A 20,776-nucleotide genomic window follows, 5' to 3' on the forward strand; every position below is an offset into this window, starting at 1 on the left:
CTCCCTCCATGCGCGGCTCGCTTGTCCAGTGTCACCCGGCGAAGCGCGAGTGGTCCGAGGGCACGCCGGGACCCCGGCATCCGACGTCCAAGTCCGTGCCCCGCGCACCACTTCTTCGGGGTTGTGCAGTTCTTCGGACCCGATCGACCGAAACCCTCCGAAGAACCGGATTTCTCCGAAATCGTGGCGGGCCGCCCGCCTCAGCGCTCGAACACGGATGCCGCGGGCTTGGGCGACGGCGTCGAATCGGCATCGGTGGCCACCCGGGCGCCCCGGACGAACTCGTCCAGCTCCGCACCCTGCGCGACCTTGGCGGGGTGGGGGCCGGATGCCATGAGTCTCGGCAGCCACTCGGTCGGAAGGGGCGACGAGGATGCCGCGATGACGAGGTTGCCGAACCGGCGGCCCTTGAACAGCTGCACCTCGGCGAGCACGATGACGTGCCCGAACACCTCGCGCACCGTCGCCACCTGGCGCCGGGCGAACGCCAGACCGGATCCGTCGGCGACGTTGACCAGCAGCACGCCGTCGGGCGCGAGCACACGGGCCGCCGCCCGGTAGAACTCGACCGTCGTGAGGTGGGCGGGCGTCTGCGAGCCCGCGAACACGTCGGACACCAGCAGGTCCGCGTTGCCGATGAGTGCCGGGGGGAGCCGGTCGAGCCCGGCACGGGCGTCGCCGATGCGCATCCGCACTTGGGCGCCGCGCGGCAGCGGCAGGTTCTCGCGCACCAGGTCCACCAGGGCCTGCTCGAGCTCGATGACCTGCTGGCGCGAACCGGGCCGGGTCGCCTCGATGTAGCGGGGGAGGGTCAGCGCCCCGGCGCCGAGGTGCACGGCCGACAGGGGCTGCCCCGGCATCCGCAGTCGGTCGATCACCGCGCCCATCCGGGCGACGTATTCGAAATGCAGGTGCGTGGGGTCGTCCAGGTCCACGTGCGACTGCGGTGTGCCGTCGACGTCGAGTTCGAACCCCGAGACGAAGCGCGACGGCACGATGCGCGCGATCGTGCCGTCGGACAGGCGCGCCTGCGGTGCCGGTTCTTCGATGTCTGCGCGCGCCATGGCATCCACGCTACCTGCGCAGTCGAAACAGGATCGAGATAAAGGCGTAATCAACCGGTCTGCCCCGCAACGGTAGCGTCGAGGAAATCACTCGCTGTGAAGTCGCTGAGCGGCCCGACAGCGTTCCTCTCATTGGAAGGTGCACGACCCATGCTCCATTCACGTATCCGGCGGGGGGCCTTCACGGCAGCCGCGGGTGTGGCCTTGGCCGCGCTCGTGCTGTCGGGCTGCTCCAGCCAGCGCGGTGGCACCGGCGACGCGACCGGCGACGCCGATGTCGACGGCACGTTCGTCTTCGCAGCCTCCTCGGACCCCGGCAGCCTCGACCCCGCCTTCGCGCAGGACGGCGAGAGCTTCCGCGTCTCACGTCAGATCTTCGAGGGCCTCGTGGGCACCGAGCCCGGCACCGCCGACCCGGCCCCGCTCCTGGCGGAGTCGTGGGAGTCGGCCGAGGACGGCCTGAGCCACACCTTCACGCTGAAGGAGGGTGTCACCTTCCACGACGGCACCGACTTCAACGCCGAGGCCGTCTGCGCCAACTTCGACCGCTGGTACAACTGGGAGGGCCTGGCCGCCAGCGAGGCGCTCGGCTACTACTACTACAAGCTGTTCCGCGGCTACGCCTCGAATCCCGACGAAGCCGTCTACAAGTCCTGCACCCCCGACGGCGAGACGACCGTGACGGTCGAGCTGAACCAGCCGTTCGCCGGGTTCATCCCCGCCCTCTCGCTGCCGTCGTTCGCGATGCAGAGCCCGACCGCGATGGCCGAGTTCGAGGCCGACAACGTGGGCGGCACGGCCGAAGCCCCGACGCTGTCGGAGTACGCGACGGGGAACCCCGCCGGCACCGGTCCCTACGTCTTCGAGGAGTGGGCGCCGGGCGAGCAGATCACCCTGACGGCCAACCCCGACTACTGGGGCGAGGCGGGCCAGATCGACGAGATCATCTTCCGCGTGATCGACGACCCGACCGCACGCCGCCAGGCGCTGGAATCGGGCTCGATCGACGGCTACGACCTCGTCGGTCCCGCCGACACCGCCGCCCTCGAGGAGGACGGCTTCACGATGGTGTCGCGTCCGCCGTTCACGATCCTGTACCTCGCGTTCAACCAGGCCGTTCCCGAGCTGCAGGACCCGCTCGTGCGCGAAGCGCTGTCGTACGCGATCGACAAGGATGCTCTCATCTCGCAGGTGCTGCCGGAGGGCACCGAGAAGGCGACGCAGTTCATGCCTGAGACCGTCAACGGCTGGAACCCCGACGTCACCACGTACGAGTACGACCCGGCCAAGGCCGAGGAACTGCTGGCGGAGGCCGGCTACACCGAGGCCAACCCGCTGACGCTGACGTTCAACTACCCCGTCAACGTGTCGCGCCCCTACATGCCGGACCCGGAGCAGATCTTCACGGTGCTGTCCACGCAGCTCGGTGAGGTCGGGGTCGTGACCAACCCGGTGTCCAACGAGTGGGTCGACTATCTCGACCTCACCAGCGGCACCCCTGACCACGGCATCCACCTGCTCGGCTGGACCGGTGACTACAACGACACCGACAACTTCCTCGGTGTCTTCTTCGGCGGACCGTCCATGGAATGGGGCTTCGACAACCCGGAGCTGTTCACGGCCCTCACCGAAGCTCGCGGCATCGCCGATCTCGAGGAGCAGTCGGAGCTGTACCAGGACATCAATGAGATGGTCGCGACGTTCATCCCGGGCGTCCCGCTGGCCCACCCGGCGCCGACCCTCGCGTTCGACCCGCGGGTGGAGAGCTACCCGGCCAGCCCGGTCAACGACGAGGTCTTCACCGACATCGTGCTGACCGAGTAAGCGCTGCCCCTGCCGTAAGGTGCGGTGCGGGACGAGGTGACTCCTCGGCCCGCACCGCACACCCGACGACGAGAGACTCCCGCATTGCTGCGCACTATCGGCAAGAGGCTGCTGCTTCTTATCCCCACCCTGTTCGGGTTGAGCCTGCTGTTGTTCTTCTGGGTGCGAGCGCTCCCGGGTGGGCCGGCCGTCGCCCTCCTCGGTGAGCGGGCCACCCCCGAGGCGGTCGCCCGCATCAACGAGCTCTACGGCTTCAACGAGCCCATCGTGGTGCAGTACGTCACTTGGATGGGGCGGCTGCTCTCGGGTGACTTCGGCGTCTCACTGCAGACGTCGCGCCCCGTCACCGAGGAGTTCCTGCGCCGCTTCCCCGCGACGATCGAGCTGTCGCTGCTGGCGCTGATCATCGCGGTGGGAGTCGGCATTCCGCTGGGCTACTGGGCGGCCCGCCGCCACGGCAAGCTCACCGACCACGCCGCGGTCGTGTTCAGCCTCGTCGGCATCACGATCCCGGTGTTCTTCCTGGCGTTCATCCTCAAATACATCTTCGCGGTGCAGCTGGGGTGGCTCCCCAGCGACGGCCGACAGAACCCCCGCATCGACGCGACGCACTACACCGGCTTCTATGTCCTCGACGGCGTACTCACCGGAGAGTGGGATGCCGCGTGGGACGCCTTCCTGCACCTGCTGCTGCCCGCGCTGGCACTGGCGACGATTCCGCTGGCCATCATCGTGCGCATCACCCGGGCCTCGGTGCTGGAGGTGCAGAACGCCGACTACGTGCGCACCGGCGCCGCCAAGGGCATCTCCCGGAGCACCCTGCGCGACCGGTTCATCCTGCGCAACGCGATGCTGCCGGTGATCACGACGGTCGGCCTGCAGGCGGGTCTGCTGCTGTCGGGGGCGATCCTCACCGAGACGGTGTTCGCCTTCCCCGGCATCGGCTCTTTCCTCGCCGGTGCCATCTTCAGCAAGGACTACCCGGTGCTGCAGGGCTTCATCATCTTCATCGCGATCGTCTACGCCCTGATCAACCTGTTCGTCGACGTCTCCTACAGCGTCATCGACCCGAGAGTGAGGGTCTCATGAGCTCCAGCATCCTCCCTCCCGCCCCCAGCGGCGGCCCCGTCGACGACACCGCCGTGGTCGACCGGGAGCTGCTCGCCGCCCAGACCCAGGGCGGCGGCTTCTGGCGTGACGTGTTCCGCCGGCTGCGCCACAACCCCACGGCATGGGTGGGTGCGGCGATCATCTTCGCGTTCGTCATGGTCGCCGTCTTCGCCCCGTGGCTGGCGCCCTACCCGGAGACGGCGCTGCCGGGCGCGAGGTACATCACACCCACGTACATCCCCGGGCCCGGGGAGCTGCCGCAGTTCCCGCTGGGACTGGACCGCTTCGGCGGGGACGTGCTGTCCAAGCTCATCTGGGGCGCGCAGGCGTCGCTCATGATCGGCATCGTCTCCACGGTGTTCGGCCTGGCAGGTGGCGCCGTGCTGGGACTGCTGGCCGGCACGTTCGGCGGCTGGGTCGACAACCTCGTGATGCGATTCGTCGACATCCTGCTGTCGGTGCCGAGCCTGCTGCTGGCGGTGTCGATCGCCGCGGTGCTCGGGCAATCGCAGATGGCGGTGATGATCGCCGTCGGCGCGTCACAGGTGCCGATCTTCGCGCGCCTGCTGCGCGCATCGATGCTGCAGCAGAGATCGAGCGACTACGTGCTGTCGGCGCAGACCCTGGGCCTGGGCCGCGGCCGCATCACGATGAGCCACGTCCTGCCCAACAGCGTCGGGCCGGTCATCGTGCAGGGCACGCTGACGCTGGCCACGGCCGTCATCGATGCCGCGGCGCTGTCGTTCCTGGGCCTCGGTGGTGGACGCCCCGAGACGGCGGAGTGGGGCCGCATGCTCACCTACGCGCAGTCGGAGCTGGCGATCGCGCCGTGGCTGGCGTTCCTCCCCGGCATCTGCATCGCCATCACGGCACTGGGCTTCACCCTGCTGGGGGAGTCGCTGCGCGAGGCGATGGACCCGCGCACCCGAAGCCGCTGACCCGCGGCATCCGCTCGCGGGGGTCTAGACCGCGATGTCGAGCTCGTTGCCCGGGATGGATGCCAGCAGTTTGCGGGTGTACGGGTGGCGGGCGTTGGTGAAGATCTCCTCGGAGCTGGCCGCCTCCACAAGTTCACCGGCCCGCATGACGCAGACGTAGTCGCTGATCAGCCGCACAACGGCGAGGTCGTGCGAGATGAACAGGTAGCTCTGGCCGTACTCGCGCTGAAGATCGCCCAGCAGGGTCAGGATCTGCGCCTGCACCAGCACGTCCAGGGCCGAGACCGGCTCGTCGCAGACGATGAGGTCCGGCGACAGTGCCAGTGCCCGCGCGATGGCGACGCGCTGCCGCTGACCGCCCGACAGCTCCGACGGATAGCGGCGCAGCATCGACTGCGGCAGGGCGACATCGTCCATCAGCTGGCGCACGCGCGCGGCGCGCTCTTTGCCGGAGCCCCGTTTGTAGAACGTCAGCGGCTCTTCGATGATCCGCTCGATCGTGAACATCGGGTTCAGCGACGAGTAGGGGTCCTGGAAGATCGGCTGCACCTTCTGCCGGAAGCTGCGCAGCTCCCGCCCCTTCAGCGAGGCGACGTCCTGCCCGTCGAAGCGGATGGACCCCTTCGTCGGCTCGACGACCTTCAGGATCATGCGCGCCGTCGTGGTCTTGCCCGACCCCGACTCGCCCACGATCGCCACCGTCTCGCCGCGCGGGATCGCGAAGGACACATCGTCGACGGCCGCGAAGTCGTCCTTCGTGCCCCGCACCTTGTAGAGCTTGGTCAGCCCCTCCACCTCGAGGATGTTGTCGACGGATGCCGCGGCCGGCGTCGCCGCCGGGGCCGGGGTGCGCGGCGTCGTGGTCGCGGGGGCGTCGGCTGCGGGGGTCGCGGTCGCCGTCGCGGGGGTCAGTGGTGTCGGACCCGATGCGGGCGCCGGGCCTGCGGCATCCGCGTGCCGGAAGACCTCGGGGCGCAACCGCACGGCCGACACCGAGGGAGCCGCGGCGATGAGCGCCTTGGTGTAGTCGGCCTGCGGGTCCTCGAGGATCTGCCGGGCGGTGCCGTGCTCGACGACGCGGCCGCGGTGCATGACGATCACGTGCGAGGCGCGCTCGGCGGCCAGGCCCAGGTCGTGGGTGATGAGCATGAGGGCGGTGCCCAGCTCCGCGGTCATGCGGCCGAGCTGGTCGAGGATCGTCTTCTGGACGGTGACGTCCAGGGCGCTGGTGGGTTCGTCGGCGATCAGCAGCCGGGGGTTGCAGGCCAGCCCGATCGCGATCAGGGCGCGCTGGCGCATGCCGCCGGAGAACTCGTGCGGGTACTGCTTGGCCCGCCGGGCGGCGTCGGGCAGGCCCGCCGCGGCGAGGGTCTCGACGACCTTCTTGTCCACGTTGGCGCGGTTGGCCATGCCGTGGGCGAGCAGGGTCTCGGCGATCTGCGTGCCGATCTTCGACACCGGGTTGAGGTTGGACATCGGATCTTGCGGCACCAGGCCGATGGACTTGCCGCGGATCTTGCGCATCACCGACTCCGAGGCGCCGACCAGTTCCTGGCCGGCAAGGCTGATGCTGCCCTCGGCGATGCGGCCGTTGCCGGCCAGCAGCCCGATCACGGCCATCGCCGTCGTCGACTTTCCCGAACCCGATTCGCCGACGATCGCGAGGGTGTCCCCGGCGGCCAGGTCGAAGCTGATGTTCTCGACGGCGCGCACGGGGCCGTCCATCGTGCCGAACTCGACGGCGAGATCGCGGACCTGCAGCAGCGGCGCGGCATCCTGAAGCATGCGGTCCATCCTGCCCTGCCACAGCAGCGGGTGCACGGATGCGGCGGCAGCCTTTACGCAGTCGTAACGCGCCGCCGCCCGTCGGAATTCAGGCTGAGGAGCGCCGAACCGCCCGTGGGAGCCGGATTCCGCCGCTCAGCCTGAATTCCGACGGCTCATCGGCCGGGAGGGCGGGCTACCGTGGTCGCATGCGCGCGATCGACCTCAACGCCGACCTCGGCGAGACGGTCGACGGCGTGCCCACCGCCGACGACACGGCCCTGTTCGCCGTGATCACCAGCGCTAGCGTCGCGTGCGGCGGTCACGCCGGCGATGCCGCCTCGATGCGCGCCGCCGCCGCCGCCGCCGCGGCCGGTGCCGTCGCGGTGGGCGCCCACCCGTCCTTCCCCGACCCCGCGAACTTCGGCCGCGTGCACCTGAGCGTCGACCCGGTGCTGCTGCGGGCGCAGGTCACCGGGCAGCTGGACGCCCTGGCGGCGGCGGGCGCCGACATCCGGTACGTCAAGCCGCACGGGGCCCTGTACCACGCGGTGTCCGCCGACGCCGCGGCGGCCGCGGCGGTTGCGGCATCCGTGGCCGACCTGTCCGCTCGGCTCGGCCGCGCAGTCCCGGTGCTCGGGCTCGACGGCGAGATCGTCGCGGCCGTCGCTGCGGCGGGGCTGGGATTCGTGCGCGAGGCGTTCCTCGACCGCGCCTACCTCCCCGACGGCACCCTCGTGGCGCGCGGCGTGCCGGGTGCGGTCCTGCACGACGCCGGCGAGGTCGCCGACCGGGCGGTGCGCCTCGCCGTCGACGGGGTCGTGGTGGCGGTGGACGGTGCGCTGGTGCAGACGGATGCCGCGTCGTTGTGCGTCCACGGCGACTCGCCGGGAGCGGTGGCCATGGCCCGCGCGGTGCGGGCGGCGCTGGTGGCGGCGGGGGTCACGGTGCGGGCGCCGTGGTGACCGAGCCCGGCCCGCGGATCCTGCCGTTCGGCGCGGGCGCGGTGCTGGCCGAAGTGGCAACGCTCGCCGCCGCGCGGGACCTGCATGCCCGGCTGCAGGCGTCGCGCCCGGCGGGCGTGGTCGACCTCGTGCCGGCGGCGCGCACGGTGCTCGTGCGCCTGGACCCCGCCGTGCTGTCGGTCGCGGCCGCGCGCACCTGGATCGCCCACGCGCCGGATGCCCCTGCCGCGCGGACGGACGCCGGCGAGGTCGTGATCCCGATCTCCTACGACGGCCCGGACCTCGCCGAGACGGCGGAGCTGCTCGGCATCACGGCCGAGGAGTTGGTGCGACGCCACCGCGACGCGGTGTGGACGGTCGCGTTCACCGGCTTCGCGCCCGGGTTCGGGTACCTCGTCAGCGACGACTGGCCGTTCGACGTGCCGCGGCTGGCCGCCCCGCGCACCAGGGTGCCCGCCGGGAGCGTCGGGCTGGCGGCCGGGTTCACCGGGGCCTACCCGCGAGCCACGCCCGGCGGCTGGCGGCTCATCGGCCGCACCGACGCCGTGCTGTTCGACCCCGCCGCCGCCTCCCCGGCCCTGCTCGCCCCCGGCATCCGCGTCCGCTTCGTCCCCGCCCCCGTCCCCGCCGCCGCCCCCGAACCCGTGAGACCACAGCTGATCGCCGAGACGGTGGGAACCACCCAGGGTCTCGGCCACCAGGTGTGGTCTCACGGGGAGGGGGCGGCCGCGGTCGAAGTCGTCGCGCCGGGGCCCCTGGCGACCGTGCAGGACCTGGGCCGGGCGGGGCACGCGGCGGAGGGCCTCGCGCGGTCGGGGGCGCTCGATCGCGGAGCGCTGCGCACCGCCAACCGGCTCCTGGGCAACGCCGAGCACGCCGCGGCGATCGAGGTGACGATGGGCGGATGCCTCCTGCGTGCGGCCCGTGACCTCGTCGCCGTCGTCACCGGCGCGTGGGGCCTGATCACCGTCGATGGGCACGCGGTCGACCCGTATACGGCGTTCTCGTGGCCGGCGGGGGCGACGCTCGAGCTGGACCGGTTCGCCCACGGCGTCCGCGCCTACCTCGCCGTGCGGGGCGGGTTCGACGGCCCGTCGGTCGCCGGCTCCCGGGCGACGGACGTGCTCGCCGGGCTCGGCCCGCCGCCGCTGCGACCCGGCGACGCGCTGCACCGTGCGGGCATGACCGCCGGCGGCATCCCCACGCTCGACCTGCATCCGTGGAGCCCGCCGCCCGCCGCCGAACTCGAGCTCGACCTGGCGCCCGGTCCGCGGGACGACTGGTTCGCGGCATCCGCCCACGACGCGCTGTTCACCGCCACCTGGATCGTCACCGGCGACGCCGACCGCGTCGGCGTGCGGCTGGACGGCCCGCCGTTGCCGCAGGTGAAGACAGGCGAGCTGCCCAGCGAAGGCATGGTGCCCGGCGCCCTGCAGGTGCCGCCGAGCGGGCGTCCCACGATCCTCTGCGCCGACGGCCCGGTCACCGGCGGGTACCCGGTGATCGCGGTGGCGACCGATGCCGCGCTCGATGCCCTGGCACAGGCCCGCCCCGGCATGCGGGTGCGGTTCCGCCACGCCCGCCGCTGACCCATCTCCCCGGCACAGGCGAACTCCCCGGCACAGGCCATTTCCCGCCGGATCCTCCTCCCTCGGTGAGTTCGCCTACGTCAGCGAGATTCCGGATGCCGTCCCCCCGGCACCCGCCCATCTCCCCAGGACAGGCCCGCCCCGGAATAGGGGGAAATGAGGGGGATGACGCGCGGTTATACCGCAGCATCCGCACCTCGTCAAGAATCCGGCTGGACATGGCGCGTCGCGCGGCATATAGTTGTTCTTTGCGCTCCCTTCCCCTTGCCCTCATATGGTGGTCGGCTATGCCTGCGTCCCCCGCTTCATCGCGGTGTGCGGTCGTCAGGCTCCGGGGATCAAGAGGGAGCACTCCACCTGACGACAAGGAAAACGAGCCCTGCCCGGGCCCACGGAGGTAATCCCCTTGGCTGCTGCGCGCAACGCATCCAACCCCACCACCACCATCAAAAACGGACGCGGAGCCTCGCGGCTCTCGTTCGCGAAGATCTCCGACACGCTGGAGGTCCCCGACCTCCTGGCGCTGCAGACGGAGTCCTTCGACTGGCTCGTCGGAAACGACGCCTGGAAGACCCGCGTCGCACAGGCGCAGGCAACCGGTCGTACCGACGTTCCCGAGATCAGCGGTCTCGAGGAGATCTTCGAGGAGATCTCTCCCATCGAGGACCTCGGCGAGACGATGCAGCTCTCGTTCACGAACCCCTACCTCGAGCCGGAGAAGTACTCGATCGAGGAGTGCAAGGAGCGCGGCAAGACCTACGCTGCCCCGCTGTACGTCGAGGCCGAGTTCATGAACCACCTCACCGGTGAGATCAAGACTCAGACCGTCTTCATGGGCGACTTCCCGCTGCAGACCGGCAAGGGCACGTTCATCATCAACGGCACCGAGCGCGTCGTCGTCTCGCAGCTGGTGCGTTCGCCCGGTGTGTACTTCGACCGCACGCCCGACAAGACCAGTGACAAGGACATCGTCTCGGCGCGGGTCATCCCCAGCCGTGGTGCCTGGCTCGAGTTCGAGGTCGACAAGCGCGACCAGGTCGGTGTGCGCATCGACCGCAAGCGCAAGCAGTCCGTCACCGTGTTCCTCAAGGCCCTGGGTCTTTCCAGCGAAGAGATCATGGCCGAATTCGCCGGCTTCGACTCCATCGAGGAGACGCTGTCCAAGGACACGATCCTCACCAAGGAAGACGCGCTGCGCGACATCTACCGCAAGCTCCGTCCGGGCGAGCAGGTCGCCGCTGAGGCTGCCCGCGCGCTGCTGGACAACTTCTACTTCAACTCCAAGCGCTACGACCTGGCGAAGGTCGGTCGCTACAAGATCAACCAGAAGCTGGGCCTGGACAAGCCGCTGAGCGACTCGGTGCTGACGGTCGAGGACATCGTCGCGACCATCAAGTACCTGGTTCGCCTGCACCGCGGCGACACCACGTTCGATGGTCTGCGCAACGGCCAGCCCGCCGAGATCCGTCTGGACATCGACGACATCGACAACTTCGGCAACCGTCGCATCCGCGCGGTCGGCGAGCTCATCCAGAACCAGGTCCGCACCGGTCTGTCCCGCATGGAGCGCGTCGTCCGCGAGCGCATGACCACGCAGGACATCGAGGCCATCACGCCGCAGACCCTGATCAACGTGCGCCCCGTCGTCGCCGCGATCAAGGAGTTCTTCGGAACGAGCCAGCTGTCGCAGTTCATGGACCAGAACAACCCGCTCGCGGGCCTGACCCACAAGCGCCGCCTGTCGGCGCTGGGCCCGGGTGGTCTGTCCCGTGAGCGTGCCGGCGTCGAGGTGCGAGACGTTCACCCCTCGCACTACGGCCGCATGTGCCCGATCGAGACTCCTGAAGGCCCGAACATCGGCCTGATCGGTTCGCTCGCATCGTTCGCCCGCATCAACGCGTTCGGTTTCATCGAGACCCCGTACCGCAAGGTCGTGGACGGTCGCGTGACCGACCAGATCGACTACCTCACCGCCAGCGAAGAGAGCGACTACATCGTCGCTCAGGCCGGCGTCGAGCTGAAGGCGGACGGCACCTTCGTCAACGAGCGGGTCCTGGCCCGTCGCGGCCAGGGTGGCGAGGTCGACCTGTTCCACGCCGATGAGATCGGCTACATGGACGTCTCCCCGCGCCAGATGGTGTCGGTGGCGACCTCGCTCATCCCGTTCCTCGAGCACGACGATGCCAACCGCGCCCTCATGGGTGCGAACATGCAGCGTCAGGCCGTCCCGCTGCTGCGCAGCGAGTCGCCTGTCGTCGGCACCGGTATGGAGGGCTACGCCGCGATCGACGCCGGTGACGTCGTCACCGCCGACAAGCCCGGCGTGGTCGTCGAGGTCTCCGCAGACGTCGTGACGGTGCAGCTGGACGAGGGCGGCACGCAGGAGTACTTCCTGCGCAAGTTCGACCGCTCCAACCAGGGCACCAGTTACAACCAGCGCGTCATCGTCTCGGCGGGCGACCGCATCGAGGTCGGCGAGGTCATCGCCGACGGACCGGCGACGGAGAACGGCGAGCTCGCGCTCGGCAAGAACCTCCTCGTCGCGTTCATGATGTGGGAGGGTCACAACTTCGAAGACGCGATCATCCTCAGCCAGAACCTGGTGAAGGACGACACGCTCTCCTCGATCCACATCGAGGAGTACGAGGTCGATGCCCGCGACACGAAGCTGGGCAAGGAGGAGATCACCCGTGACCTCCCCAACGTCAGCCCCGAGCTGCTGAAGGACCTCGACGAGCGCGGCATCGTCCGCATCGGCGCCGAGGTCCGCCCCGGTGACATCCTCGTCGGCAAGGTCACGCCCAAGGGTGAGACCGAGCTTTCCGCCGAGGAACGTCTGCTCCGCGCGATCTTCAACGAGAAGAGCCGCGAAGTCCGCGACACCTCGCTGAAGGTGCCTCACGGCGAGCAGGGCACGATCATCGCGGTCAAGGAGTTCAACGCCGAGGACGGCGACGACGAGCTCGGCTCCGGCGTCAACCGCCGCGTCGTGGTCTACATCGCCCAGAAGCGCAAGATCACCGAGGGCGATAAGCTCGCCGGCCGCCACGGCAACAAGGGTGTCATCGCGAAGATCCTCCCGATCGAGGACATGCCGTTCCTCGCGGACGGCACTCCGGTCGACGTCATCCTCAACCCGCTCGGCATCCCCGGTCGCATGAACTTCGGCCAGGTGCTGGAGCTTCACCTCGGCTGGATCGCCCAGCAGGGCTGGAAGGTCGAGGGCACTCCGGAGTGGGCGGCAAGCCTGCCCGCGGAGGCGTTCGAAGCCGCCCCCGGCACGAAGGTCGCCACCCCGGTGTTCGACGGTGCGTTCGAGGAGGAGATCGCAGGTCTCCTGGATTCGACCCTGAAGAACCGCGACGGCGAGCGTCTGATCGACTCCACCGGAAAGACGCTGCTGTTCGACGGTCGCTCCGGTGAGCCGTTCCCCGCTCCGGTCTCGGTCGGGTACATGTACATCCTGAAGCTGCACCACCTGGTGGACGACAAGATCCACGCCCGCTCCACCGGTCCGTACTCGATGATCACGCAGCAGCCGCTGGGTGGTAAGGCGCAGTTCGGTGGTCAGCGTTTCGGTGAGATGGAGGTGTGGGCCCTCGAGGCCTATGGCGCCGCCTACGCACTGCAGGAGCTCCTCACGATCAAGTCCGACGACATCGTGGGCCGCGTGAAGGTCTACGAGGCGATCGTCAAGGGCGAGAACATCCAGGAGCCCGGCATCCCCGAGTCCTTCAAGGTGCTCATGAAGGAGATGCAGTCGCTGTGCCTGAACGTCGAGGTGCTCTCGGCAGACGGTACGACGGTCAATCTCCGCGACGGCGAGGACGAGGCGTTCCGCGCCGCGGAGGAGCTCGGAATCAACATCTCCACCCGGTTCGAGTCGACCTCGATCGACGAGATCTGATCCGGCCGATCGCGATATGCCGCAACGCGGCTAACCGAAAATTTTTTGAGACACAGGAGAACTAGTGCTCGACGCAACATCTTTCGATGAGCTTCGCATCGGTCTGGCCACCGCCGACGACATCCGCCGTTGGTCTTTCGGCGAGGTCAAGAAGCCCGAAACCATCAATTACCGCACGCTCAAGCCCGAGAAGGACGGCCTTTTCGGCGAGCAGATCTTCGGGCCCTCCCGCGACTGGGAGTGCGCCTGCGGAAAGTACAAGCGGGTCCGCTTCAAGGGGATCGTCTGCGAGCGCTGCGGCGTGGAGGTCACCAAGTCCTCCGTCCGTCGTGAGCGCATGGGCCACATCGAGCTCGCAGCTCCCGTGACCCACATCTGGTACTTCAAGGGCGTGCCCTCGCGCCTCGGGTACCTGCTGGACATGGCGCCGAAGGACCTCGAGAAGGTCATCTACTTCGCCGCCTACATGGTGATCTCGGTCGACGACGAGGCGCGTCACCGCGACATGCCGACGCACGAGTCGAACCTGCGCCTGGAGATGAAGAACCTCGGCGACCGCCGCGACTCCCGAGTCGCTGCCCGCCTGGCGAAGCTGGAAGAAGAGCTCGCCGCGCTGGAGGAGGAAGGCGCCAAGGCCGACCAGAAGAAGAAGGTCAAGGATGCCGCCGAGAAGGACATGGCGAACATCCGCAAGAGCTTCGACGAGCAGATCTCCAAGCTCGAGCGCGTGTGGGATGAATTCCGCAACCTCGAGGTCGGCAACCTGAAGCAGGAAGACGATGTCTTCCACGAGCTGCAGGACCGCTTCGGCCAGTACTTCGAGGCCTACATGGGCGCGGAGTCGATCCAGCGTCGCCTGCAGGCGTTCGACCTGGCCGGCGAGGCGGAGAACCTGCACCTGCAGATCTCCGAGGGCAAGGGTCAGCGCAAGATCCGCGCGATCAAGCGCCTGAAGGTCGTCAACTCGTTCCTGTCGACGGGCATGAGCCCGGCGGCGATGGTGCTCGATGTCGTCCCGGTGATCCCGCCGGAGCTGCGCCCGATGGTGCAGCTGGACGGTGGCCGCTTCGCGACCAGTGACCTCAACGACCTCTACCGTCGAGTGATCAACCGCAACAACCGTCTGCGGCGCCTGCTCGACCTCGGTGCTCCCGAGATCATCGTCAACAACGAGAAGCGCATGCTGCAGGAGGCCGTCGACGCACTGTTCGACAACGGCCGCCGCGGTCGCCCCGTCACCGGAACCGGTAACCGTGCGCTGAAGTCGCTGTCCGACATGCTCAAGGGCAAGCAGGGCCGGTTCCGCCAGAACCTGCTCGGCAAGCGCGTGGACTACTCGGGCCGTTCGGTGATCATCGTCGGACCCCAGCTGAAGCTGCACCAGTGTGGTCTGCCCAAGCAGATGGCGCTGGAGCTGTTCAAGCCGTTCGTCATCAAGCGCCTGATCGACCTGGGTCACTCGCAGAACATCAAGGCCGCCAAGCGCGCCGTCGAGCGCACCCGTCCCGAGGTCTGGGACGTGCTCGAGGAGATCATCCGCGAGCGCCCCGTGCTGCTCAACCGTGCCCCCACGCTGCACCGTCTGGGTATCCAGGCGTTCGAGCCGCAGCTGGTGGAAGGTAAGGCCATCCAGCTGCACCCGCTCGTGTGTGCCGCGTTCAACGCGGACTTCGACGGTGACCAGATGGCTGTCCACCTGCCGCTGTCGGTCGAGGCGCAGGCCGAGGCCCGCATCCTCATGCTGGCATCGAACAACATCCTCAAGCCCTCCGACGGCCGCCCGGTCACCCTGCCTTCGCAGGACATGATCATCGGTCTTCACCACCTGACCACCGTCAAGGACGGCGCAAAGGGTGAGGGCCGCGTGTTCGGTTCGGTCGGCGAGGCGATCCTGGCCAAGGACGAGGGCACCCTCGACCTGCAGGCCAAGGTGCGCATCCGCATCCCGGGTCTGACGTTCCTCGAGGGCGAAGCCCCCGAGGCCTACGAGCGCCACGGTCTCGTGGACGCCTCGCTGGGTCAGGCGATCTTCAACGACACCCTCCCGAAGGGCTACCCGTTCGTTCGCGAGCAGGCAGACAAGGGCAAGCTGTCGCAGATCGTCAACAAGCTGGCCGAGGAGTACCCGAAGGTGGAGGTCGCAGCTTCGCTGGACCGCATCAAGGATGCCGGCTTCTACTGGGCCACCCGTTCCGGTGTGACCGTCGCCCTCAGCGACGTGCTCACCCCGCCGAACAAGGCCGAGATCGTCGCCGGCTACGAGAAGCAGGCCGCCAAGGTGCAGGGCCAGTTCGAGAAGGGTCTGACCACCGACGCCGAGCGTCGTCAGGAGCTCATCAAGATCTGGACCGAGGCAACCGACGAGGTCCAGAAGGCGATGCGGGACAACTTCCCCGAGGACAACACCATCAACCGCATGGTCAGCTCCGGCGCCCGTGGTAACTGGCTGCAGATCCGTAACATCGCGGGTATGCGAGGCCTGGTGAACAACCCGAAGGGTGAGATCATCCCTCGCCCGATCATCTCCTCGTACCGCGAGGGTCTGTCGGTGGCGGAGTACTTCATCGCAACGCACGGTGCCCGTAAGGGTCTGGCCGACACCGCGCTGCGTACCGCCGACTCGGGTTACCTCACCCGTCGCCTCGTGGACGTCTCGCAGGATGTCATCATCCGCGAGGAGGACTGCGGCACCGGTAAGGGCCTGGAGTTCACCATCGCCGCACCCGGCACCGACGGGACGCTGCGTCGCGATGACAACGTGGAGAACTCGGTGTTCGCCCGTACCCTCGCCGCCGACGTCGTCGACGCGCAGGGCACGGTCGTGGCCACCGCGGGCGAAGACGTGGGCGACGTGCTCATCGACCGCCTCGTGGAGGACGGTGTCGAGACCATCAAGGTGCGCTCGGTGCTGACTTGCGAGTCCGCCGTCGGTGTCTGCGCGAAGTGCTACGGCCGTTCGCTTGCCACCGGCAAGATCGTCGACATCGGCGAAGCGGTCGGCATCATCGCCGCCCAGTCGATCGGTGAGCCCGGCACGCAGCTGACGATGCGTACGTTCCACACCGGTGGTTCGGCATCGGCAGATGACATCACGCAGGGTCTGCCCCGTGTGCAGGAGCTGTTCGAGGCGCGTACCCCCAAGGGCGCGTCGCCGATCGCGGAGTCCGCTGGACGCATCACGATCGACGAGACGGACAAGGCCAAGAAGGTCATCCTGACGCCTGACAACGGCGACGAGCCGCACGTGTACCCGGTGCTCAAGCGCGCGACGCTGCTGGTCGAGGACGGCCAGCACGTCACGGTCGGTCAGCCCCTGCAGGTCGGCACGCTCGACCCCAAGGAGGTCATGCGTGTCATGGGTGCCCGCGAGGTGCAGAAGTACCTCGTGAACGGCGTCCAGGGCGTTTACCGCTCGCAGGGTGTGCCGATCCACGACAAGCACATCGAGGTCATCGTGCGCCAGATGCTGCGCAAGGTCACCGTCGTCGACCACGCCGACACGAACCTGCTCCCGGGTGAACTGGTGGACTTCAAGCGCTACCAGAACATCAACCGCGAGGCGGTCGCCGAGGGCAAGCGCCCCGCATCGGGTCGTCCCGAGCTGATGGGTATCACGAAGGCGTCGCTCGCGACCGAATCGTGGCTGTCGGCGGCGTCGTTCCAGGAGACCACGCGCGTGCTCACGCAGGCCGCGATGGAGGGTCGCAGCGACCCGCTGGTCGGCCTCAAGGAGAACGTCATCATCGGAAAGCTCATCCCCGCCGGCACGGGACTTGCGAAGTACCGCAACGTCGTCGTGGAAGCGACGGAGGAGGCCAAGAGCGAGCGGTACCCCAACCGCATCTTCGCCTCGGACGGCACGTACAGCGATGCCGACCTGAGCTACGTCGATTTCGACAGCTTCTCGACGGACGACTTCACGCCCGGTACATACAACTGATCGGGGACTGACCCCGATAATCCGAAGCGCCCCCGGTTCACGCCGGGGGCGCTTCGGCGTTCCGCGCGCCGCCGCACACTGCGGGCCGCCACGACCTACCGTGGTGGGGGAGGTGGCGCATGGCCAGAAGCGGTGAGCGAAGCCCGTGGCTCGCGTGGACGGTCGGCATCCTGTCCGCCGGTGTCGTGGCGGGACTGGTGTGGCTGGCGATCCCGGGGCTGCCGGTGGTCGTGGGTCTCGCCGGAGATTCGCAGAACGGTTCCGCCGACGATGCCACTCCCGCGGCGTGCCGGACGCTCTACACCGATGCGCTGTGGGCGGGGTTGTCGTGGGAAGCCGGCTCGCAGCTGACGCAGGACCAGTCGCCGCCCGCCACCGCGGCGACGGTGCTCGTGGACTCCGTCGCCCCGCAGGTGCGTTTCACCTGCACCTGGACCTCCGATCTCGGCACGATCGTCACGACGCTCGCCGATGCCGGGCCGGATGCCGGCGCGATCGCCCAGTCGGCCCTGCCCGGCCTCGGGTTCGGCTGCGGCCCCGTGTCGGACACCCGCATACGCTGCACCAAGTCCGAGGGCGACGTGCTGGAGACGCTCGAGCTGGGCGACGGGCTGTGGCTGTCGACGGTCGAAACGGCGTGGCATCCGGAGCGCTACTCCTCGCGCGTGGCCGAGACGGTGTGGAACGGCTGAGTCAGTCGAACACCGCCGCCACGACCGCCGCGGTGAAGCCGGTGGGGGCGAGGTTGGAGTACTGCGTGTCGATGAGCACACCCGCGCGGTAGTACAGCGTGCGCCCGTCGGTGACCGGGTGGGTCTCGTTCGGCCAGCTCTTCTCGCACCGCACGCCCTCGTCGGGTCGGTAGCACTGGAAGCCCTCATCGGCGACGAGGGCGTTCAGCGCATCCATCGTGGGGTTCTCCTCGACCGCTGAGATCGCGGTGCGGAGGTTGGTCGTGACGGCATCGGGTGCGCCCCAGACGCACACCAGGGAGCCGTCGAGCTGGGTGCCTGACGGACCGAACGCGGGGTCGTTCAGCGGTGTGGCGCCCAGCTGGGCCAGGACCGCGCCGGAGACGATGGCGCGGCAGTCGCGCGGCAGGTCCGCCGCGCCGGGCAGGGGAGTGGCCGCGGCGGTGGGGGTGCTCGTGGCGGCGGGGGGCGGCGGGGTGGCGATGACGGTGGATGCCGCCGGCTCCGCGTCGCCCGCGCAGCCACCCAGCAGGGCCGCCGCAGCGATGATCGTCGCCGCGATCCATGCCCGATCCGCGTGAATCCTGCCCCACCGACTGTCCATGCCGCCACGATAGGCGCACCCGAGTCAGGAACGGAGTGCGACACACGACGGCACGCCTGCGCTGGTGCGCGCCCCGCCCGGGTTACCCTCGGCACTGCGGTGGCGTGCGCCCCGCGGGAGGAGTGCATCCCATGACCGACCCCAAGCCGTATGGCGAGCCGGTGGAAGAACCCACATCGGTGGACGACGTGGTCGGCCGCGCCCACGAGGGTCTGGCCGATGCCGAGGCCGCCGGGCGTGACGCGGTAGCCGACGGCTACCCGACCGAGCCCGCCGCGACCGACACCGCCGCCGAGCCTGCGCCCGCCGTGGCCGCCGACCCGCTGTCGCCGGACTACGAGCCCTCAGACGACGACTACGCTGCCGCCGGGTACGACCCGGCACGGCCGGAGGCCCCGGTGCGCGACATGACCGATGCGCAGCCCGCCAGCGTGTCCGGTTACGACGCCGCGTCGAGCCCGGCGTACGCCGTCTCCGACGACCGCGCCGACGCCCCCGCGGCGAACGAGCACGAGGCCCCCGCGGCCGTTGCGTACGAGCCGCCGGTGGCACCGGCGTATGAGCCCGTGCTCACCCCCAGCGAGCCGCTGGCCGGCTCCAACCCGCAGCCGATCTTCGTGCAGGCACCCGAGGCTCCCCGCCCCCGCGGCAACCGCGGCGCAGCAGGCGCCATCGGCCTGATCGCCGCGCTCGCATTCGGCGTGCTGTACCTGGCCGCGTGGCTGGGCTTCGGTGCCATTCGCGGCGACGTCACCGTCGAGAACGTCCTCGAGGTCACCCTCGGCATCCTCGGCACGTGGGCACTGTGGGTTCCGGTCGTCGTGTTCTTCTTCGCTTTCTGGCTGCTGGGCTGTCTGATCAACCGGGGCCGTTGGGGCCTCTGGGTGATCTTCGGACTGCTCGTGGGCATCGCGTCCTACGGTGGCCACCTGCTCGGCCAGCTCTTCCAGGCCCCGTTCTGGCTGCTGAGCGCGAGCGAGGGCGCAGCACTCGTTGAGGGTCAGCTGCTGGTGCCGCTGGCGATCACGGCATTCATCCTGGGCCGCGAGCTGACGATCTGGTTCGGCGCGTGGGTCGCCGCGCGCGGCCGTCGCGTCACCGAGCTGAACAACGAGGCGCAGCGCGAGTACGAGCGCACCCTCGAGGCCGGCCCGCAGCTGTACCGCCAGTGATGCCCGAGCGCGAAGGGGTGCAGCCGGCAGCGGCGCTCGCCTTCGCGCTCATCGGCTACATCGCGCTGGCGATCTGCGGGCTCGGCGTGACCAGTCTGGTCAGCGGGCGTGAGGTCATCGACGCCCCCGGAGCCGGTCAGGTACCGGGCATCGCGGGCATGGCGCTGTCGGTGATCGCGGTGGCCGTTGTGCTGTGGGTCATGCTGCGGGCGCCGCGGCCGTCGTACAGCGCGGCGCTGGTGGCGGCGCTGGCCGCCTTCCTCGGCTACCTCGCCGGGCTGTGCGTCGGGGTCGTCATCGCCGGAGTCGACGTCGGGCTGCTCGGGGGAGCGGTCTCCAGCTTCGTGCTGTCGTGGTTCTCGGTCGTGCTGGCGGTGGCCGGGGCGGTGGCCGGGTGGAGCGCCGTGGCACTTGTGCGCACCCGTTCCCAGCGGCCGCGGTGGCCCTGGGAGAGCGACGAAGACGAGTGATCGGCGACCCTGCGGCGGGGCGCGCTGTGCGCGAGGCCCCTTCGCAGGCGAGAATGTGACCGTGGAGCGCTCGCTCGAGACTCAGGTCAGCCAGGCCGTCGACGCCTGGCTGCGCTGGCTGCCGCGCTGGGAGCCGGCAACGCACCGCGGCCGCATCGCCCCGTGCCGGCGGTGCTTCGGCTCGCCGGTGCTCTCCGCCGCCGGACTCGGCTCCGACGTGCCCCACGGCGTGCAGCATGGCCTTTCCACCCGGATCAAGACGATCGTCGACCACGCCGTGGCGGTCTACACCGCCCAGAACCTCCCGATGCTGCAGGCCGAGCTCGATCAGCAGGCGGCGCGCAACCGTGCGCGCAGTTACCGGCCCGCAGAGGATCTGGAGCCGGAGTTCGAGGGCCTTCCGCTGGACCCCGAACCGCAGCCGGGCGCACCCTTCCTCTTCACGATCGCCGGACTCGCGCAGGAGGCGGATGCCGACGTGCCCGACCTGCCGCCGCTGGGGCCGGAGGCCAAGGCCGCCCTTCGCCAGGAGGTCGGGCTCGCCGACGACTACGCGAACATGATCGGCCGCGAGATCTGCGCGATCCTGTTGCGCCACCGCCTGCGCATCCAGGCCGGCGTCACCCAGTACGTCGAACCCCAGATCGCCGCGATGCTGGACGAGCTCACGCGCTCGCTGGACGCGCCGTTCGGGCCCGGCCTGGACACCACGGACCCGGCGTGACAGGTCCGGCTCA

The 20,776-nt window shown here is 69.3% G+C and carries 14 protein-coding genes; 11 read left to right on the forward strand and 3 right to left on the reverse strand.

Features of this window, described 5'->3' with window-relative positions:
- Positions 1–200 precede the first annotated feature (200 nt).
- On the reverse strand, positions 201–1,064 hold the full coding sequence (locus QNO11_RS01980; protein ID WP_257509055.1) for a spermidine synthase: 864 nt from the start codon (positions 1,062–1,064) through the stop codon (positions 201–203).
- Between the two features lie 150 nt (positions 1,065–1,214).
- On the opposite strand from QNO11_RS01980, the gene QNO11_RS01985 reads away from it, so the two are divergent.
- The 3 genes from QNO11_RS01985 to QNO11_RS01995 all read left to right on the forward strand — a co-directional run bounded on the left by QNO11_RS01985 (position 1,215) and on the right by QNO11_RS01995 (position 4,936).
- Complete coding sequence (locus QNO11_RS01985; protein ID WP_257509056.1) at positions 1,215–2,888, forward strand: ABC transporter substrate-binding protein; 1,674 nt, start codon at positions 1,215–1,217, stop codon at positions 2,886–2,888.
- A gap of 84 nt (positions 2,889–2,972) precedes the next feature.
- Positions 2,973–3,977 (forward strand): ABC transporter permease, encoded by a 1,005-nt coding sequence (locus QNO11_RS01990; RefSeq protein WP_257509057.1) that lies wholly within the window; start codon positions 2,973–2,975, stop codon positions 3,975–3,977.
- A complete protein-coding gene (locus QNO11_RS01995; protein WP_257509058.1) occupies positions 3,974–4,936 on the forward strand; it encodes an ABC transporter permease in 963 nt (320 codons plus the stop codon). The genes QNO11_RS01990 and QNO11_RS01995 overlap by 4 nt, the downstream gene beginning before the upstream one ends.
- A 24-nt stretch (positions 4,937–4,960) precedes the next feature.
- Here the strand turns inward: QNO11_RS01995 and QNO11_RS02000 are convergent, their stop codons facing one another.
- A complete protein-coding gene (locus QNO11_RS02000; protein WP_374113820.1) occupies positions 4,961–6,721 on the reverse strand; it encodes an ABC transporter ATP-binding protein in 1,761 nt (586 codons plus the stop codon).
- A 188-nt stretch (positions 6,722–6,909) separates the two neighbouring features.
- Here QNO11_RS02000 and pxpA point away from each other — a divergent pair, with 188 nt between their 5' ends.
- The 5 genes from pxpA (at position 6,910) to QNO11_RS02025 (ending at position 17,793) form a co-directional block, all read left to right on the forward strand.
- On the forward strand, positions 6,910–7,665 hold the full coding sequence (gene pxpA, locus QNO11_RS02005; protein ID WP_257509060.1) for a 5-oxoprolinase subunit PxpA: 756 nt from the start codon (positions 6,910–6,912) through the stop codon (positions 7,663–7,665).
- Entirely contained in the window at positions 7,662–9,254 is a 1,593-nt protein-coding gene (locus QNO11_RS02010) for a 5-oxoprolinase subunit B/C family protein (RefSeq protein WP_285169599.1), read from the forward strand. Before pxpA ends, QNO11_RS02010 begins: the two co-directional genes overlap by 4 nt.
- Before the next feature lie 406 nt (positions 9,255–9,660).
- On the forward strand, positions 9,661–13,161 hold the full coding sequence (gene rpoB / locus QNO11_RS02015) for a DNA-directed RNA polymerase subunit beta (protein WP_257509062.1): 3,501 nt from the start codon (positions 9,661–9,663) through the stop codon (positions 13,159–13,161).
- Positions 13,162–13,225: 64 nt separating this feature from the next.
- Positions 13,226–17,101 (forward strand): DNA-directed RNA polymerase subunit beta', encoded by a 3,876-nt coding sequence (locus tag QNO11_RS02020; RefSeq protein ID WP_257509063.1) that lies wholly within the window; start codon positions 13,226–13,228, stop codon positions 17,099–17,101.
- 119 nt (positions 17,102–17,220) lie between these two features.
- A complete protein-coding gene (locus QNO11_RS02025) occupies positions 17,221–17,793 on the forward strand; it encodes a hypothetical protein (RefSeq protein ID WP_257509064.1) in 573 nt (190 codons plus the stop codon).
- Between the two features lies 1 nt (position 17,794).
- On the opposite strand, the gene QNO11_RS02030 is transcribed toward QNO11_RS02025, so the two are convergent.
- Positions 17,795–18,397, reverse strand: coding sequence for a hypothetical protein (locus QNO11_RS02030; RefSeq protein WP_257509065.1), 603 nt, complete (start codon positions 18,395–18,397; stop codon positions 17,795–17,797).
- Between the two features lie 131 nt (positions 18,398–18,528).
- Here QNO11_RS02030 and QNO11_RS02035 point away from each other — a divergent pair, with 131 nt between their 5' ends.
- From QNO11_RS02035 to QNO11_RS02045, 3 genes are all read left to right on the forward strand, one after another.
- Positions 18,529–19,569, forward strand: a complete 1,041-nt coding sequence (locus tag QNO11_RS02035) for an ABC transporter (RefSeq protein ID WP_257509066.1) — start codon at positions 18,529–18,531, stop codon at positions 19,567–19,569.
- A complete protein-coding gene (locus QNO11_RS02040; protein WP_257509067.1) occupies positions 19,569–20,039 on the forward strand; it encodes a DUF6121 family protein in 471 nt (156 codons plus the stop codon). The genes QNO11_RS02035 and QNO11_RS02040 overlap by 1 nt, the downstream gene beginning before the upstream one ends.
- Before the next feature lie 61 nt (positions 20,040–20,100).
- Positions 20,101–20,763, forward strand: a complete 663-nt coding sequence (locus QNO11_RS02045) for a spermidine/putrescine ABC transporter substrate-binding protein (RefSeq protein WP_257509068.1) — start codon at positions 20,101–20,103, stop codon at positions 20,761–20,763.
- Positions 20,764–20,776: the final 13 nt, after the last annotated feature.

It is taken from the genome of Microbacterium sp. zg-B96 (assembly GCF_030246865.1).
Classification (GTDB): Bacteria; Actinomycetota; Actinomycetes; order Actinomycetales; family Microbacteriaceae; genus Microbacterium.

What these genes read in the sequence shown, in the direction of transcription:
- QNO11_RS01980 (WP_257509055.1), bottom strand. Translation starts at nt 1,064, where the DNA reads ATGGCGCGCGCAGACATCGAAGAACCGGCACCGCAGGCGCGCCTGTCC.
- QNO11_RS01985 (WP_257509056.1), top strand. Translation starts at nt 1,215, where the DNA reads ATGCTCCATTCACGTATCCGGCGGGGGGCCTTCACGGCAGCCGCGGGT.
- QNO11_RS01995 (WP_257509058.1), top strand. Translation starts at nt 3,974, where the DNA reads ATGAGCTCCAGCATCCTCCCTCCCGCCCCCAGCGGCGGCCCCGTCGAC.
- QNO11_RS02000 (WP_374113820.1), bottom strand. Translation starts at nt 6,721, where the DNA reads ATGCTTCAGGATGCCGCGCCGCTGCTGCAGGTCCGCGATCTCGCCGTC.
- pxpA (WP_257509060.1), top strand. Translation starts at nt 6,910, where the DNA reads ATGCGCGCGATCGACCTCAACGCCGACCTCGGCGAGACGGTCGACGGC.
- QNO11_RS02025 (WP_257509064.1), top strand. Translation starts at nt 17,221, where the DNA reads ATGGCCAGAAGCGGTGAGCGAAGCCCGTGGCTCGCGTGGACGGTCGGC.
- QNO11_RS02030 (WP_257509065.1), bottom strand. Translation starts at nt 18,397, where the DNA reads ATGGACAGTCGGTGGGGCAGGATTCACGCGGATCGGGCATGGATCGCG.
- QNO11_RS02035 (WP_257509066.1), top strand. Translation starts at nt 18,529, where the DNA reads ATGACCGACCCCAAGCCGTATGGCGAGCCGGTGGAAGAACCCACATCG.
- QNO11_RS02040 (WP_257509067.1), top strand. Translation starts at nt 19,569, where the DNA reads ATGCCCGAGCGCGAAGGGGTGCAGCCGGCAGCGGCGCTCGCCTTCGCG.